Annotated in this window: 11 protein-coding genes; 3 read left to right on the top strand and 8 right to left on the bottom strand. The window is 66.9% G+C overall.

What is annotated here, in order from left to right; translation table 11 throughout:
* The 4 genes from ACFQ4E_RS05610 to ACFQ4E_RS05625 form a co-directional block, all read right to left on the bottom strand.
* Positions 1-1,215, bottom strand: a complete 1,215-nt coding sequence (locus ACFQ4E_RS05610; RefSeq protein WP_386802067.1) for a class I SAM-dependent methyltransferase — start codon at positions 1,213-1,215, stop codon at positions 1-3.
* Between the two features lie 108 nt (positions 1,216-1,323).
* Positions 1,324-2,745: a cryptochrome/photolyase family protein gene (locus tag ACFQ4E_RS05615; protein WP_386801960.1), complete on the bottom strand. Its 1,422-nt coding sequence runs from the start codon at positions 2,743-2,745 to the stop codon at positions 1,324-1,326.
* 195 nt (positions 2,746-2,940) lie between these two features.
* The gene (mfd, locus tag ACFQ4E_RS05620; protein ID WP_386801961.1) at positions 2,941-6,420 is read right to left on the bottom strand and encodes a transcription-repair coupling factor; all 3,480 of its coding nucleotides are present in this window, start codon (positions 6,418-6,420) and stop codon (positions 2,941-2,943) included.
* A gap of 63 nt (positions 6,421-6,483) precedes the next feature.
* Positions 6,484-7,008, bottom strand: a complete 525-nt coding sequence (locus ACFQ4E_RS05625) for a component of SufBCD complex (RefSeq protein ID WP_386801962.1) — start codon at positions 7,006-7,008, stop codon at positions 6,484-6,486.
* Between the two features lie 171 nt (positions 7,009-7,179).
* On the opposite strand from ACFQ4E_RS05625, the gene hemB reads away from it, so the two are divergent.
* Both hemB and ACFQ4E_RS05635 read left to right on the top strand, forming a co-directional pair.
* Complete coding sequence (hemB, locus tag ACFQ4E_RS05630) at positions 7,180-8,178, top strand: porphobilinogen synthase (protein ID WP_386802068.1); 999 nt, start codon at positions 7,180-7,182, stop codon at positions 8,176-8,178.
* Between the two features lie 137 nt (positions 8,179-8,315).
* Positions 8,316-8,870, top strand: a complete 555-nt coding sequence (locus ACFQ4E_RS05635) for a lipid-binding SYLF domain-containing protein (protein ID WP_386801963.1) — start codon at positions 8,316-8,318, stop codon at positions 8,868-8,870.
* A 267-nt stretch (positions 8,871-9,137) separates the two neighbouring features.
* On the opposite strand, the gene scpA is transcribed toward ACFQ4E_RS05635, so the two are convergent.
* The gene (scpA, locus tag ACFQ4E_RS05640; RefSeq protein WP_386801964.1) at positions 9,138-11,267 is read right to left on the bottom strand and encodes a methylmalonyl-CoA mutase; all 2,130 of its coding nucleotides are present in this window, start codon (positions 11,265-11,267) and stop codon (positions 9,138-9,140) included.
* A gap of 117 nt (positions 11,268-11,384) precedes the next feature.
* Here scpA and ACFQ4E_RS05645 point away from each other — a divergent pair, with 117 nt between their 5' ends.
* Positions 11,385-11,831, top strand: coding sequence for a DUF4174 domain-containing protein (locus ACFQ4E_RS05645; protein WP_386801965.1), 447 nt, complete (start codon positions 11,385-11,387; stop codon positions 11,829-11,831).
* A 67-nt stretch (positions 11,832-11,898) separates the two neighbouring features.
* Here the strand turns inward: ACFQ4E_RS05645 and ACFQ4E_RS05650 are convergent, their stop codons facing one another.
* From ACFQ4E_RS05650 to ACFQ4E_RS05660, 3 genes are all read right to left on the bottom strand, one after another.
* Positions 11,899-12,699 carry a hypothetical protein gene (locus ACFQ4E_RS05650; RefSeq protein WP_386801966.1) on the bottom strand — a complete coding sequence of 267 codons (801 nt, stop codon included), beginning with the start codon at positions 12,697-12,699 and terminating at the stop codon, positions 11,899-11,901.
* A 4-nt stretch (positions 12,700-12,703) separates the two neighbouring features.
* Positions 12,704-14,704 (bottom strand): acetyl-CoA carboxylase biotin carboxylase subunit, encoded by a 2,001-nt coding sequence (locus tag ACFQ4E_RS05655; protein ID WP_386801967.1) that lies wholly within the window; start codon positions 14,702-14,704, stop codon positions 12,704-12,706.
* A 132-nt stretch (positions 14,705-14,836) separates the two neighbouring features.
* Positions 14,837-15,040: a hypothetical protein gene (locus ACFQ4E_RS05660; protein WP_386801968.1), complete on the bottom strand. Its 204-nt coding sequence runs from the start codon at positions 15,038-15,040 to the stop codon at positions 14,837-14,839.
* Between the last annotated feature and the right edge of the window lie 194 nt (positions 15,041-15,234).

Below are 15,234 nucleotides of genomic sequence, written 5' to 3' on the forward strand. Positions count from 1 at the left end.
TCAAGAACTCGGCTTTGTGACAGTGATCTGCGTAACGTCGCAATTACCTGAACTGAAAGTCGCGGCACATGAAGTCAGGTAGAAGTTCCACATCCTGCGGAAGCGTTCGTCAAACCCCAGCCGCCCGATCTCGTCCCATTTTTCGTTGAATGTGTCATGCCAGCGACGCAGCGTCTGGCTGTAGCTCGGCCCGAACTCGATGCTGCGGGCGACCTCGAGCCCGGCGCGGCGGATCTCGTCGCGCAAGACCACCGGCGAGGGCAGCATGCCGCCCGGGAAGATGTATTTCTGGATGAAATCGACGCCGCGCTTGTAGACCTGCCAGCGGCGGTGCTGGACGGTGATGATCTGCAGCGTGGCGCAGCCTCCCGGTTTCAGGCGGTCGCGCACCGTCTCGAAATAGACCGGCCAGTATTTCTCGCCCACCGCCTCGAACATCTCGATCGAGGCGATGCCGTCATAGCTGCCGCGCTCGTCGCGGTAATCCTGCAGCTTCAGCGTGACCCGATCCTCGAGACCGGCGCGGCGAATGCGCTCCTGCGCATAGGCGAGCTGCTCGCGGCTGATGGTCAGTCCGGTGACCCGGAGGCCCCGCTCTTTCGCGGCGTATTCGGCGAAGCCGCCCCAGCCGCAGCCGATCTCGAGCACATGATCGCCGGGCTTCGCGCCCATCTGGTCGACCATCGAGGCGTATTTGCGGATCTGCGCCTTCTCGGTGCTCTCCTGCCCGGTCTCGAAGAGTGCCGAGGAATAGGTCATCGTGTCGTCGAGCCAGAGCCCGTAGAACTGGTTCCCGAGATCGTAGTGATACGAGATGTTCTTCTTGGCCTGGCGCTTGGAGTTGTTCTGCAGCCAGAAGCGCAGCATCTCGTAGGCGCGGATCAGGCGCTGGCCGGGAAAGCCGTCATAGATGTCGTCATTGTCCGCATGGACGAGATCCATGAAGGCCATGAGGTCCGGCGTCGACCACCATTGATCGAGATAGGCGTCGCAGAAGCCCAGGTCGCCTTCGCGGATCAGCCGAGCGAAGAGATCGGGGTTGTGGATATGCAGCTCGGCCATGGGGCCGGGATTGCGCCCCTCGGCCCGGAAGGTGCGCCCGTCGGGCAGGACGAAATCGATCCGCCCGTTGTTCATGTCTGAGGCCATGGAAAAGACCTGCGCGAAATAGCGCGGCAGGTTGCCTTCACCCTCGGTGTCTGTCCGGATCGTCACGTTCGTCACCCTCATTCTCCCGCCCGCTCGGGAGCCGCCACCCGTCAGATTGCAGTGGAGCCTAGCCGCGCGAAAACCGCTCTTTCAAGCCTAACCGGCGATCACAATTCAGAAATCTCGATTTTCATACGCCTTGAGCGCCCGTTTTCGCCCCTCGTCGGCCTCGACGATCGGATCGGGATAGGGATCGTCGGGCGACATGTGCCAGCGCTCGGGGATCGCGTCGAAATAGCTGAGCGCGGTGTCCGAGGGCTGCTCCTGCCCTTCGGCGATCCACGCCCGGACATAAGTGCGCTCCTTGTCGAAGCGATCGAGCTGCGTTTCGGGGTTGAAGACGCGGAAATACGGGGTCGCATCCGGGCCCGATCCCGCCGACCATTGCCAGCCCATCGCGTTCGAGGCCGGATCCCAGTCGATCAGGCAGTCCTCGAACCAGTCCTTGCCGATCTTCCAGTGACACATCAGGTGCTTGGTCAGGTAGGACGCGACGATCATCCGGCCGCGATTGTGCATCCGCCCGGTCACGTACATCTCCCGCATGGCCGCATCGACGAAAGCGATGCCGGTGCGGCCCTGTTTCCAGGCCTTCACCTCCTTCAGCCGTTCGTCCTCGTTCCAGGGGAAGGCGTCCCAGTCTTCCTTCCAGTTCTCGCTGACAATCCGCGGCGTGTGCCACATCAGGTGATAGGCGAACTCGCGCCAGACGAGCTCCTGCAGGAAGGTCTCGGCCCCCTCCTTGCCCTCCTCGCGCGCCCGCAGCCCGGCATGCCAGCACTGATGCGGGGTGATCTCGCCGAGGCTCAGGTTCTCCGACAGGCCCGAGGTGCCGTCGACCGAGGGGATGTCGCGGGTCTCGTCGTAATCGGCGACTTTGCTGGCCATGAAGGCCCCCAGCCGCGCCTGCGCCGCCTCTTCGCCCAAACGCACATGCGGACGCACCACATCCGCGCCGCGCCGCATGCCCGCGCCAAGCCCCCAATCGTCGAGCGCTTCGCTGTCGGGCCAGCTCTGCGGCGCGGTGAGCGTGTCCGGCGTTCCGAGCGGCGCGCGGATCTCGCGATCCTTCACCGCGCGCCAGAACGGTGTGTAGACCTTGTAGAAGCCCCCCTGCTTGGTCTCGACCGTCCAGGGCTCATGCAGTAGGTGGCCTTCGCGGCTTTGCGCATCGACGCCTTTCTCCTTCAGCGCCGATTTCACCGCCTCGTCGCGGGAGACGCTGTCGGGATCGTAGGCGCGCATCCACCAGACCGCGCCCGCGCCGGTCTCCTCGACCAGCGCTTCGAGCGCTTCGCGGGCGGGGCCAGAGCGCAGGATCAGGCGCGATCCCTTCTCGCCCAGCCGTTTGGCGAAGGCCCCGACCCCGAGCCCGAGCCGCCATTGCGGCGCCGTGCCGAGCCCGTCGACCACGTGGTCGCGAATGAAGACCGGGATGACCGGGCGGCCGGTCTTGGCCGCCTCGAAGAGCGCCGGATGGTCCGAGAGCCGCAGGTCGCGGCGATGCCAGATCAGGATGGGAGAGCGGTCGGCCACGAAGGTCCCTCGCGAGAGTCACGGTTTCCCGTCCACCTAGCGCGCGCCTGCGGCCTGCACAGCCGGAGACGCCGTGCCCGTTCTCGCGCTCCGGTGACGCCGCACCGCGAGGGGCGACCCGCCCCTCGCCCCCGCAGGATGATCGGGACGATCAGACTGCCAGACATGCGCGCGCGGAACGCGCGCTCCGCCGGATCAGGCGGTCTCGCGCTTGGCGTCCCGGACCTTCTCGGCGAGGTCCCGGGCGATCGCGAACGCGCCCTGGATCTTGTCCTTGTCGCGCTTCCAGTCGCGGCGCACGACGATCTTGTTGTCGCGGATCTTCGCCAGCCCGTTCTGCGCCTGGACGAACTCCACAAGGCCCTGGGGGCTCGCGAACTTGTCGTTGTGGAACTGGATCGTCGCGCCTTTCGGGCCGGCATCGAGCTTGGCGATGCCTGCGCGTTTGCACATCGCCTTGATCCGCACCACCAGAAGCAGCGTGTTGACCTCGCGCGGGAGCTTGCCGAACCGGTCGATCAGCTCGGCCGCGAAGCCCTCGAGCTCGACCTTCGTCGTCAGCGACGACAGTCGGCGATAGAGCCCCAGCCGCACGTCGAGATCGGGCACGTAGTCTTCGGGGATCAGCACCGGCACGCCGAGATTGATCTGCGGCGCCCAGTGATCGTCGGCCTCCGACAGCCCCTCCATCTCGCCCGAGCGGATCTTGGCGATCGCCTCTTCCAGCATCGACTGGTACAACTCGTAGCCCACGTCGCGCATCTGGCCGGATTGCTCCTCGCCCAGAAGATTGCCCGCCCCCCGAATATCGAGGTCCTGGCTTGCCAGCGTGAACCCCGCCCCGAGCGTGTCGAGCGAGCCCAGCACCCGCAGCCGCTTTTCGGCCCCGGGCGTCAGCTTGGCCCGTGGCTTGGTGGTCAGGTAGGCATAGGCGCGGGTCTTCGAGCGCCCCACCCGGCCCCGGATCTGGTAAAGCTGCGCGAGGCCGAACATGTCGGCGCGGTGCACGATCATCGTGTTGGCCGTCGGGATATCGAGACCCGACTCGACGATGGTCGTGGCCAGAAGCACGTCGTTTTTGCCGTCGTAAAAGGCGTTCATCCGGTCGTCGAGCTCGCCCGGCGCCATCTGCCCATGCGCCACCATGTAGGACACCTCGGGCACCTGGTCGCGCAGGAACTCCTCGATCTCCGCGAGATCCGAGATGCGCGGCACCACGAAAAAGCTCTGCCCGCCGCGATAATGTTCGCGCAAGAGCGCCTCGCGCACCGTGACCGCGTCGAATTCCGAGACATAGGTGCGGATTGCCAGGCGGTCGACGGGCGGCGTGCCGATGATCGACAGGTCCCGCACGCCGGTCAGCGACAGCTGCAGCGTCCGCGGAATCGGCGTCGCCGTCAGCGTGAGGACATGGATGTCCGAGCGCAGCTGTTTCAGACGCTCCTTGTGCGCGACGCCGAAATGCTGCTCCTCGTCGATGATCAGGAGCCCGAGGTTCTGGAACTTGATCGACTTGGCCAGAAGCGCGTGCGTGCCGACGACGATATCGACCGAACCCTTGGCGATGCCGTCTCGGGTCGCGGCGGCGTCCTTGGCCGAGACGAAGCGTGAGAGCGGACGGACCTCGAGCGGGAAGCCGCGGAAGCGTTCGGCGAACTCCTTGTAATGCTGGCGCGCCAGCAGCGTCGTCGGTGCGATCACCGCCACCTGCACGCCCGACATGGCGGCGACGAAGGCCGCGCGGATCGCCACCTCGGTCTTGCCGAAGCCCACGTCGCCGCAGACCAGCCGGTCCATCGGCTGGCCCGATTGCAGGTCGGCCATCACGTCCTCGATGGCGCGAAGCTGGTCCTCGGTCTCGGCATAGGGGAAGCGCGCGATAAAGGCGTCCCAGGCCCCTTGCGGCGGATCGAGGATCGGCGCCTTCCGGAGCGCCCGTTCGGCGGCGATGCGGATGAGCCGGTCGGCCATCTCGCGGATACGCTCCTTGAGCCGGGCCTTCTTGGCCTGCCAGGCGCCCCCGCCCAAGCGGTCGAGAAGGCCGTCCTCGTGGCCGTATTTCGACAGAAGCTCGATGTTCTCGACGGGCAGGTAGAGCCGCGCGCCCTCGGCGTAGTCGAGGAGCAGGCATTCATGTGCGGCGCCCGCGGCGGTGATGACCTCCATGCCCTGGTAGCGCCCGATGCCGTGATCGACGTGAACAACCAGATCGCCAGGCGAAAGCGATTGAACTTCGCTCAGGAAGTTTTCGGCCTTGCGGCGTTTTTTCGGCTGGCGGATCAGCCGGTCACCGAGCACGTCCTGCTCGGAGATGACGGTGATGCGGGACGCGGCGTCGGCTTTCGCACCGCTCTGCCACGGCCCCTCGAAGCCCGCCTCCAGCGCCCAGACAGCGAGGTAGAGACCGCGCTTGCCGATCCGGGTCGCGTCGGTGATCGGGATCGCCTCAGCGAGCCCCTCGTCCTCGATCAGACCCGAAAGCCGCTCGCGCGCGCCCTCGGAATAGGAGGCCACGACGACCGGCCCCTGTTGAAGCCTTGCCTTCACATGATCGGCCAGCGCAGCGAAAAGGCTCAGCTTTTCCTGCTGACGCTCCGGCGCGAAGTTGCGTCCGATCCGCCCGCCGGCATCGACGACGCCCGGCCCGGAGCCCTGCGGCAAGGGATGGAACTGCACCACGCGCCGCCCGGTCACAGCCGCCTCCCAGGCGGCATCGTCGAGATAGAGCCCCTCGGGCGGCGCGGGTTTGTAGACCGTGTCCATCCGCCCCTTCTGGGACATCGCGTGCTTGCGGGTCTCGTACTGGTCGAGGATGCTCTCCCAGCGCGCCAGCCGCGCAGGCGTGACCTGGTCGTCCAGAAGCACCGGCGCGTCGGGCAGGTAGTCGAAGAGCGTCTCGAGCCGCTCGTGGAAGAACGGCAGCCAGTGCTCGATCCCCTGGTGCTTTCGGCCCGCGCTGACTGCCTCGTAGAGCGGGTCCTGCGTGCCGCCCGCGCCGAACTCGACCCGGTAATTCTGGCGGAAGCGGGTGATCGCGTGCTCGTCGAGAATGACTTCGGAGACCGGGGCGAACTCGACCGCATCGAGCGTGTCGGTGGTGCGCTGGGTGGCCGGATCGAAGCGCCGCGCGCCGTCGAGCACATCGCCGAAGAAATCGAGCCGTACCGGCCCGCCCTCGCCCGGAGGCCAGACGTCGATGAGACCGCCGCGGATGGCGTAGTCGCCCGGCTCGACCACGGTCGGCGCCTGGGTGAAGCCCATCCGCACCAGGAAGCCGCGCAGGCTGTACTCGTCGACACGCTCGCCCACCCGCGCGGAAAAGGCCGCCTCGCGCAGGAGCGCGCGGGCGGGAATGCGCTGGGTCGCAGCGTTGAGCGTCGTCAGAAGAACAAAGCGCGAGGGCATCTCGTGCACAAGCCCCGCGAGCGTCGCCATGCGCGCGGCCGAGATCTCGGCATGGGGCGAGACGCGGTCATAGGGCAGGCAGTCCCAGCCGGGGAAGGTCACCACCGGCATGTCGGGCGCGAAGAAAGCCAGCGCGTCGCGCATCTGCGCAAGACGGCGGTCGTCGCGCGCGACATGGATGACGGGACCGCTGGCGGCCTCGTTCAGGACGAGGCGCGCGTCGAAGCCCTCGGGCGCGCCGCCCATGCGGATGTGCTGCTCTTTTGCCATGAGCGCTCAGATGGCCCGCGCAGGGCACGGCGTCAAGAAGCGGGACCGCCCTCGGGGGGACGGTCAGCCGAGCGCGCCCACCGAGAAGTTCTGGTACATGCCCCAGAGCGCGGTGACGAAGATCGAGATCATGCCGACCACCTGAACCGAGAGACGGTGGCGCTGCAGCATCTTGCGCAGATCGGCGCCCACGGCCTCGCGCGCCTGGATCCGGCTGGCGGCGCGCACGCTCAGGAGTCCCACCAGCGACATCGGCATCAGCATCAGGAACAGCGCCTGCGCCAGCTCCACGCCGAAGGCGAAGCCGAGGCTGGCGATGGCGGCCAGAAGGAACGAGCCGAGCATGACCAGCCAGAAGCCGCTTTCATTGGCGATGAAGAGCAGCCGGTTGGTGTTGATCCGGACGAGATCCTCGAGATCGGTCTCGGCGCGGCCGCCCGAGCGCGCGGCGCGGGTGACCATGTCGTAGGGCACGCCGAGGACCCAATGGCTGGTGGTCGACCACATCACCGCAAGCGCAATCCAGAACCACAGGTTGGAGAATGACCGAAGGTCGATCACCTCGAGAACTTTCAAGTGCCAATCCACGCGCTGCGCCTCGATCTTCCGCCCCGTCGCGCGGTTGTAGCCCGGCCCCGGCGCAGGCGCCAGACGCCCCCGTGCGCGGCAGGCGGCGGCGTGGCAGAGCGACCACCGGCGCTGGACAAGACCGTCGCGGGCGGGCAGGACTGGAGCCCGGAACGACAGGAGAGACGCGCCATGCAGCCGGTCCAGGCCCCCTTCCCCGCCACCCGCCTTCGCCGCGCGCGCCAGAGTGCCGCGATCCGCGCTCTGGTCCGCGAAACGACGCTGGCGCCGTCGGATTTCATCTGGCCGGTCTTCCTGCGCGACGGCACCGGCGTCGAGGAAGAGATCCCCTCGATGCCCGGCGTGATGCGTCGCTCGGTGGACCGCGTGGTCGAGTCCGCGCGCGAGGCCCTCGGCCTCGGGATCCCGGCGATCTGTCTTTTTCCCTATACCGATCCGGCGAAGAAGACGCAGGACTGCGCCGAGGCGTGGAACCCCGACAACCTCTCGAACACCGCAACCCGCGCGATCAAGGACGCGGTGCCGGAGATGGCGGTGATGACCGACGTGGCGCTCGATCCCTACAATATCGACGGGCATGACGGCTTCGTGGAGGATGGCGAGATCGTCAACGACCGCACCGTCGAGGCGCTGGTCAAGCAGGCGCTAAGCCAGGCCGCGGCCGGGGCCGACATCATCGGCCCCTCGGACATGATGGACGGGCGCATCGGCGCGCTGCGCGCGGCGCTCGAGGCCGAGGGCCGCCAGAAGGTGATGCTGCTGTCCTACGCGGCGAAATATGCCTCGGCCTTCTACGGTCCGTTCCGCGACGCGGTGGGGGCCTCGGGGGCGCTCAAGGGCGACAAGACCACCTACCAGATGGACCCGGCCAATTCCGACGAGGCGCTGCGGCTGGTGGCGCGGGATCTCTCCGAGGGCGCGGACATGGTGATGATCAAGCCGGGCATGCCCTATCTCGACATCTGCCGGAGGGTGAAGGACGCCTTCGGCGCGCCGACTTTCGCCTACCAGGTGTCCGGCGAATACGCGATGCTCGCGGGTGCCGCGCAGAATGGCTGGGTCGATGGCGACCGGGTGATGCTGGAGAGCCTGATGGCCTTCAAGCGCGCGGGCTGCGACGGGGTCCTGACCTATTTCGCACCCGCCGCCGCGCGCCTCCTCAACGGCTAGCGGAGCGCCGCCCGCCCGCTACCAGATGACGTGACAAGCGCGCACGAAAAGCGTATGGCTGTGGATAACCGGCGGCACAGCCGGATCCCGAGGCCCTGTTCCAGGCATCACGTCACATGAGAAACGAGAGCGGTTTCATGACCCATTACACACGACGCGGCGTTGCCGCGATGCTCGCCCTTGGCGGGCTGTCGGCCTGCGCCAACGGCGTGGGCTCCTCCGGTCCGGCGCGGATCGACGCCCGCGTCGACGCCACGCTGAACCAGCTTTACACGCAATATCCCGGCACCCAGGCGCTGGCGCAGAAATCGGCGGGCATCCTGGTGATGCCGCTCGTAACCGAGGCGGGCCTCGGCGTGGGCGGCGCCTATGGGCGCGGCGCGCTGCGCGTCGGCGGCGCGACGGTCGACTATTACTCGGTGACCAAGGCCTCGGGCGGGCTGCAGATCGGCGCGCAGCAATACGCGCATGTGCTGTTCTTCATGACCGAAGAGGCGCTCGCGAATTTCCGCCGCTCGCCGGGCTGGGCCGCGGGCGCGGATGTCGAATACGCGCTTCCCTCTCGTGGCGAGACGCTGACCGCGGACACGACCACGACGACCTCGCCGGTGATCGCGGTGATCTTCGGCCAGTCGGGCCTGCGCGTCGGCGCGACGCTCGAAGGGTCGAAATACACCCGGATCATTCCCTGATCCAAAGGTCCGGGCCGCCGAGCGGCCCGGGCATGTCTGGCCCGCTGATCGTTCCGATCATCGGGCGCTGAGGGGGCGCTGCCCCCATCGGCGCACAGGGTGCGCCTCCCCCCGGGAATATTTTTGGACAGATGAAACGCTAAGCGCACGCGCTTGTGCCGAGGGTTCCGGATGCGATGCGGCCGGGAGGCTTGTCGACGCCCCCATGGTTTCATCTGTCCAAAAATATTCCTCGGGGGGTCCGGGGGGCAGACGGCCCCCCGGCGGTCACGCCCGCGCCTCTCGAATGAGGTTCAGGATGTCCTCCGCCGCCTCCGGGATATTGGTGCCAGGACCGAAGATCGCCTTCACGCCCGCCTCCTTGAGGAACGCGTAATCCTGCTGCGGGATGACGCCGCCGCAGATCACGAGGATATCTCCCGCTCCCGCCGCGTCGAGCGCCTTGACCAGTTGCGGCGCCAGCGTCTTGTGGCCGGCGGCCTGGCTCGAGATGCCGATCACGTGGACATCGTTGTCGACCGCGTCCTGCGCGGCTTCTTCCGGGGTCTGGAAGAGCGGGCCGACATCGACGTCGAAGCCGATATCGGCGAAGGCGGTCGCGATCACTTTGGCGCCACGATCATGCCCGTCCTGCCCCATCTTGACGACGAGCATCCGCGGGCGGCGGCCTTCCTCCTCGGCGAAGGCCTCGACCGAGCGCTGGATCGCCGCGAAGCCCTCGTCGCCCTCGTAGGCCGCGCCGTAGACCCCTGCGAGCGTCTTCACCTCGGCGCGGTGGCGCCCCCAGATCTTTTCCATCGCCATCGAAATCTCTCCTACAGAGGCGCGTGCGCGCGCGGCTTCCACGGCTGCGGCCAGAAGGTTGCCCTCGCCCGCGGCGGTCTCTTCGAGCTTGGCCAGCGCCCGGTCGCAGGCCTCCTGGTCGCGGCTTGCGCGGATGCGTTCGAGCCCGGCCACCTGCGCCTCGCGCACCTTGGCGTTGTCGATATCGAGAATGTCGAGCTCGTCTTCCTTCTCGAGCCGGTACTTGTTCACGCCGACGATCACATCCTCGCCGCGGTCGATCTTGGCCTGGCGGGTGGCGGCGGCTTCCTCGATGCGGAGCTTGGGCATGCCCGAGGTCACGGCCTTGGTCATGCCGCCCATCTCGTCGACCTCCTCGATCAGCTTCCAGGCTTCCTCGGCGAGGTCATGGGTCAGCTTCTCGACATAGTAGGAGCCCGCCAGCGGATCGACGACATTGGTGACGCCGGTCTCTTCCTGGAGGATGAGCTGGGTGTTGCGCGCGATCCGGGCGGAGAACTCGGTCGGCAGCGCCATCGCCTCGTCGAGCGCGTTGGTGTGGAGCGACTGGGTGCCGCCCAGGACCGCGGACATCGCCTCGTAGGCGGTGCGGATGACGTTGTTGTAGGGGTCCTGCTCGGCGAGGCTCACGCCGGAGGTCTGGCAATGGGTGCGCAGCATCTTCGAGCGCGGGTTCTTGGCGCCGAGCTCGGTCATGATGCGGTGCCAGAGCATCCGCGCGGCGCGGAGTTTCGCGGCCTCCATGAAGAAGTTCTTGCCGATGGCGAAGAAGAACGACAGCCGCCCGGCGAACTTGTCGATATCCATGCCCCGGGCGACAGCGGTCTTCACGTATTCCTTGCCGTCCGCCAGCGTGTAGGCGAGCTCTTGGACGAGGTTCGCGCCCGCTTCCTGCATGTGGTAGCCGGAGATCGAGATCGAGTTGAACCGCGGCATCTCGGTCGAGGTGTACTCGATGATATCCGCGATGATCCGCATCGAGGGCTCGGGCGGGTAGATATAGGTGTTGCGGACCATGAACTCCTTGAGGATGTCGTTCTGGATGGTCCCGGAGAGCACGGATTTGTCGTGGCCCTGCTCTTCGCCGGTGACGATGAAATTGGCGAGGACCGGGATCACCGCGCCGTTCATGGTCATCGACACCGAGACCTGGTCGAGCGGGATGCCGTCGAAGAGCACCTTCATGTCCTCGACCGAGTCGATGGCGACGCCCGCCTTGCCGACATCGCCGACGACGCGGGGGTGGTCGCTGTCATAGCCGCGATGGGTGGCGAGGTCGAAGGCGACCGAGACGCCCTGCTGACCGGCGGCGAGCGCCTTGCGGTAGAAGCGGTTCGATTCCTCGGCGGTCGAGAAACCGGCATATTGGCGGATGGTCCAGGGGCGCCCGGCATACATCGTCGCCTTCACCCCGCGGGTGAAGGGCTCGATCCCCGGCAGCGTGCCCAGATGCGGCAGGCCCTCGACATCCTCGGCGGTGTAGAGCGGCTTGATGTCGATGCCTTCGAGCGTGTGCCAGGTCAGGCTCTCGGGATCGCGGCCCTTGAGCTCCTTTTCGGCGAGCGCGCGCCAGTCGTCCTTGGTGGCGGTCATGTCGAACTCCTTCTGTCTTGGGGTCGCGGCGCGGGAGGGAGCGCCTGCGTCCGGATCGCGGGACAGGCGGGGCGTCGACGCTCGCAATCGCGCCTCGCCCTGCCTATATTCAAGAGCATGAAATGGATGCTTGTTTTCCTCGCGGCGCTGGCCGCATCGCCGGTGGCCGCGACGGATGCGACGCTGGCCCCGGAAGAGATCGTGATCCCGGCCGAGGGCCGGACACTCGACGAGTTCCTATGGATCAAGCGGCCGCTCGTGGTCTTCGCCGACAACCCGGCCGATCCGCGATATGTCGAGCAGATGCAGCTCATCGAAGAGCGGCTCGACGCGCTTGCGGACCGCGACGTGGTGGTGATCATCGACACCGATCCGCGGGCGCGCTCCGGGATCCGGACCGAGCTCCGGCCGCGCGGCTTCATGTTCTTCCTGATGGCCAAGGACGGCGCACCGGTCCTGCGCAAACCGACGCCCTGGGACGTGCGCGAGCTGTCGCGTTCCATCGACAAGTTGCCGCTGCGCCAGCAGGAGGTGCGCGACCGGCGCGACACCTTGCGGCGCTGAGCCGCGAGGCTTATCTTCAGGACAGAGCAAGGAGGCTCGGATATGGAAAAAGACCCCAACATCCCGTTCACTCCGATCCCGCTGACCGGCCGGACCGGCCCGCGTCCCGGATACTGAGCGTCCGCGCGATCACACGATCGGCGGCCTCGGGGCCGCCCTTGGCATATTCCTTCATCAGCTCCAGAGCGTATTGGCCGAGAATGAAGGCCTGCCGACGCATCGAGCTGTAATCCTCGTACATCGCGATCCGGCGATCCTGCGCCATGCCGCTGCGAAAGGTCTCGCCGCGCATGTCCTCGACGATGTGGCTCAGCGCCTGCATCTGGCTGTAATAGGCGACGATGGCGTCGATGGTCTGGCGCGGCAGAACCTCGATCTCGTCGAGGATCGCCTCGTAGACGCGGTCATGCTGTTCGCGCGGAATGAAGGGCACGAATTCGGGATCGGCGCGCATGCGGTCTATGGTGGCGGCGACATGGCTTTCGGACTGGCCCTCGTCCCAGAGCGCGCGGAGCGCGTTGCCGATCTCGGCATAGATCGCCTTGTGATAATCGCGGGTCTTCTCGGCCTTGCCGGACACCCGGTCGACCTGCGCGAAGATGGTCGAGGTGAGCCAGCCGGTCGCGATGACCAGACCCGCGATCAGCGCCTGGCCGACACGCGGATCGAACTCGAGCAGGTGGAAGAGAAGCGCGAAGGGCAGCGCCACGATCACCGCAAGCGGCAGCGCGATGGACAGAAGGAACCGGCGGATCACCCGCCAGGCCAGACGCCCCTCCTCGCCGCCCAGCGCAAGCGCCAGGCGGTCGCCCGCGCCCACGGCAATGGCCGAGAGCACAGCGAGGGTGAGGAGGAGCGCCCAGATCATCGGATCATTCGAACTCCATGATCACGTCGTCGACGGCGAGGCTGTCACCGGGGCCCGCGTTGATCTTGGAGACCACGCCCTTGCGCTCGGCGCGCAGGATGTTCTCCATCTTCATCGCCTCGATGGTGCAGAGCGCCTGGCCCTCCTGCACCTCGTCGCCCTCTTCCACGTTCACCTTCACGATGAGGCCCGGCATCGGGCAGAGCAGCATCTTGGAGGTGTCGGCGGCCTCTTTCTCGGGCATCAGGCGCGCAAGCTCGGCCTGACGGGGGGTGCGGACATGGACCTTGAGGTCCGCACCGCGTGACCGGATGCGGAAGCCGCCCGAGATCTTGCCGACCTTGAGGACGAGCGGCTCGCCCTCGATCCGCATGTCAGCGAGTTGATCGCCGGGCGTCCAGTCGCCCGCGACCCGCAACTCGGCACCGTCCGCAAAGCGCACCGTGGCCCCGTCGCGGTCGGCGGCGATGGTCACGTCGTAGCTTTCGCCCTGGAGCGCCACGTTCCAGTCCTCGCCCACCCGGCGCTCGTGATTGTCGAGCGTCCCGGAGATGCGCGCGCGGCGGATCTCGGCCACCCGGTTCATCGCGGCACAGGCGGCGGCGATGCGGCGGAGGGTGCCCTCGTCCAGTTCGACCCCGTTGAAGCCCTCGGGATACTCCTCGGCGATGAAGGCCGTGGTCATGTCGCCCGAGACGAATTTCGGGTGATCCATCACCGCCGAGAGGAACGGCAGGTTGTGCCCGATGCCTTCGACCTCGAAGCTGTCGAGCGCGACGCGCATCGCCTCGATGGCCTCGCCGCGATCGGTGCCCCAGGTGCAGAGCTTGGCGATCATCGGGTCGTAATACATGCTGATCTCGCCGCCCTCGTAGACGCCGGTATCGTTGCGGATGATCCAGTCGCCGCGCTGGCCCTCGGCGGGCGGGCGGTAGCGGGTGAGACGACCGATGGACGGCAGGAAGCCGCGATAGGGGTCCTCGGCATAAAGGCGACTTTCCATCGCCCAGCCGTTGATGCCGATATCGTCCTGCGTGATGGACAGCGGCTCACCGTTGGCCACGCGGATCATCTGCTCGACAAGGTCGATCCCGGTGATCAGCTCGGTCACCGGATGCTCCACCTGCAGGCGGGTGTTCATTTCGAGGAAGTAGAAGTTCTTGTCGCCGTCGACGATGAACTCGACGGTGCCGGCACTGGTGTAGCCCACCGCCTTGGCCAGCGCGCAGGACTGCTCGCCCATGGCCTTGCGCGTCTCTTCGTCGAGAAACGGCGACGGCGCCTCTTCGATGACCTTCTGGTTGCGGCGCTGGATCGAGCATTCGCGCTCGTTCAGGTAGACGCAGTTGCCATGGCTGTCGGCCAGCACCTGGATCTCGATATGGCGCGGCTGGGTGACGAATTTCTCGATGAAGATCCGGTCGTCGCCGAAGCTGTTGGCGGCCTCGTTCTTGGAGGACTGGAAGCCCTCGCGCGCTTCCTCGTCGTTCCAGGCGATGCGCATGCCCTTGCCGCCGCCACCGGCGGAGGCCTTGATCATCACCGGATAGCCGATCTCGGAGGAGATCTTCACCGCCTCGTCGGCATCCTCGATCAGCCCCATGTAGCCGGGCACGGTGCTCACACCGGCCTCCTGGGCGATCTTCTTCGAGGTGATCTTGTCGCCCATCGCCTCGATGGCTTTCTTGGGCGGGCCGACGAAAGCCACGCCCGCGGCCTCGAGCGCCTCGGCGAATTTGGGGTTCTCGGAGAGGAAGCCGTAGCCCGGATGCACCGCCTCGGCGCCGCTCTCCTTGATCGCCTGCATCACCTTTTCGATGACGATGTAGGACTGGTTGGCGGGCGGCGGGCCGATATGCACAGCCTCGTCGGCCATCGCGACATGCAGCGCGTTGCGGTCGGCATCCGAGTAGATGGCAACGGTCTGGATCCCCATGGCCTTGGCCGATTTGATCACCCGGCAGGCGATCTCGCCCCGGTTGGCGATCAGGATCTTCTTGAACATCTCTGTCCCCTTTTCGTCAGGCCGGGCGCGACGGGTGCGCGCGCGGCGGATGGCACGAAAAAGCCACCGCGCCCGGGGGCGACGGTGGCTTCGAAAACGGTCGATGGGCCGCGCGCGGCGGCCCGGTCGCGATCAGCAGCGCGACGGATAGGTCTGGCAATAGGCGACGTTGCCGGCTGCGCCGACGGCCGCGCCGGTGAGCGCGTCTCCGCCTGCCGCTTCAGAGGCCAGCGCCCCTGCGCCGCCGCCGATGAGGGCCTGTTCGCCCAGGGTGTCGCCGCAGGCCGCGAGACCGGTGAGAGCGAGGATTGCGGTGAGTTGTGCGATGCGGGCCATGAGTTTGCCTCCGAGGACGTAAGATGTGGTTGCCCGGAGGTAACGCCCTGACGGGAAAGAATGTTCCTCCGAACGGCGTCAAAAAAGAAGACGGGCGGGCAACCCGGGGAAAGGTCACACCGCCCGGCAGGAAAAAGGGAACGGTACATTCTCGGCGTGGGGAAACGCCGACCTAGATCGCCCCCGAGAGGGGA

This window comes from Litorisediminicola beolgyonensis, assembly GCF_042679605.1.
In the GTDB taxonomy this organism is placed as follows: domain Bacteria; phylum Pseudomonadota; class Alphaproteobacteria; order Rhodobacterales; family Rhodobacteraceae; genus Litorisediminicola; species Litorisediminicola beolgyonensis.

Bases quoted from the DNA above. Each gene is read 5' to 3' on its own strand.
- mfd (WP_386801961.1), bottom strand. From the start codon at position 6,420: ATGGCAAAAGAGCAGCACATCCGCATGGGCGGCGCGCCCGAGGGCTTC.
- hemB (WP_386802068.1), top strand. From the start codon at position 7,180: ATGCAGCCGGTCCAGGCCCCCTTCCCCGCCACCCGCCTTCGCCGCGCG.
- ACFQ4E_RS05635 (WP_386801963.1), top strand. From the start codon at position 8,316: ATGACCCATTACACACGACGCGGCGTTGCCGCGATGCTCGCCCTTGGC.
- scpA (WP_386801964.1), bottom strand. From the start codon at position 11,267: ATGACCGCCACCAAGGACGACTGGCGCGCGCTCGCCGAAAAGGAGCTC.
- ACFQ4E_RS05645 (WP_386801965.1), top strand. From the start codon at position 11,385: ATGAAATGGATGCTTGTTTTCCTCGCGGCGCTGGCCGCATCGCCGGTG.
- ACFQ4E_RS05650 (WP_386801966.1), bottom strand. From the start codon at position 12,699: ATGATCTGGGCGCTCCTCCTCACCCTCGCTGTGCTCTCGGCCATTGCC.
- ACFQ4E_RS05655 (WP_386801967.1), bottom strand. From the start codon at position 14,704: ATGTTCAAGAAGATCCTGATCGCCAACCGGGGCGAGATCGCCTGCCGG.
- ACFQ4E_RS05660 (WP_386801968.1), bottom strand. From the start codon at position 15,040: ATGGCCCGCATCGCACAACTCACCGCAATCCTCGCTCTCACCGGTCTC.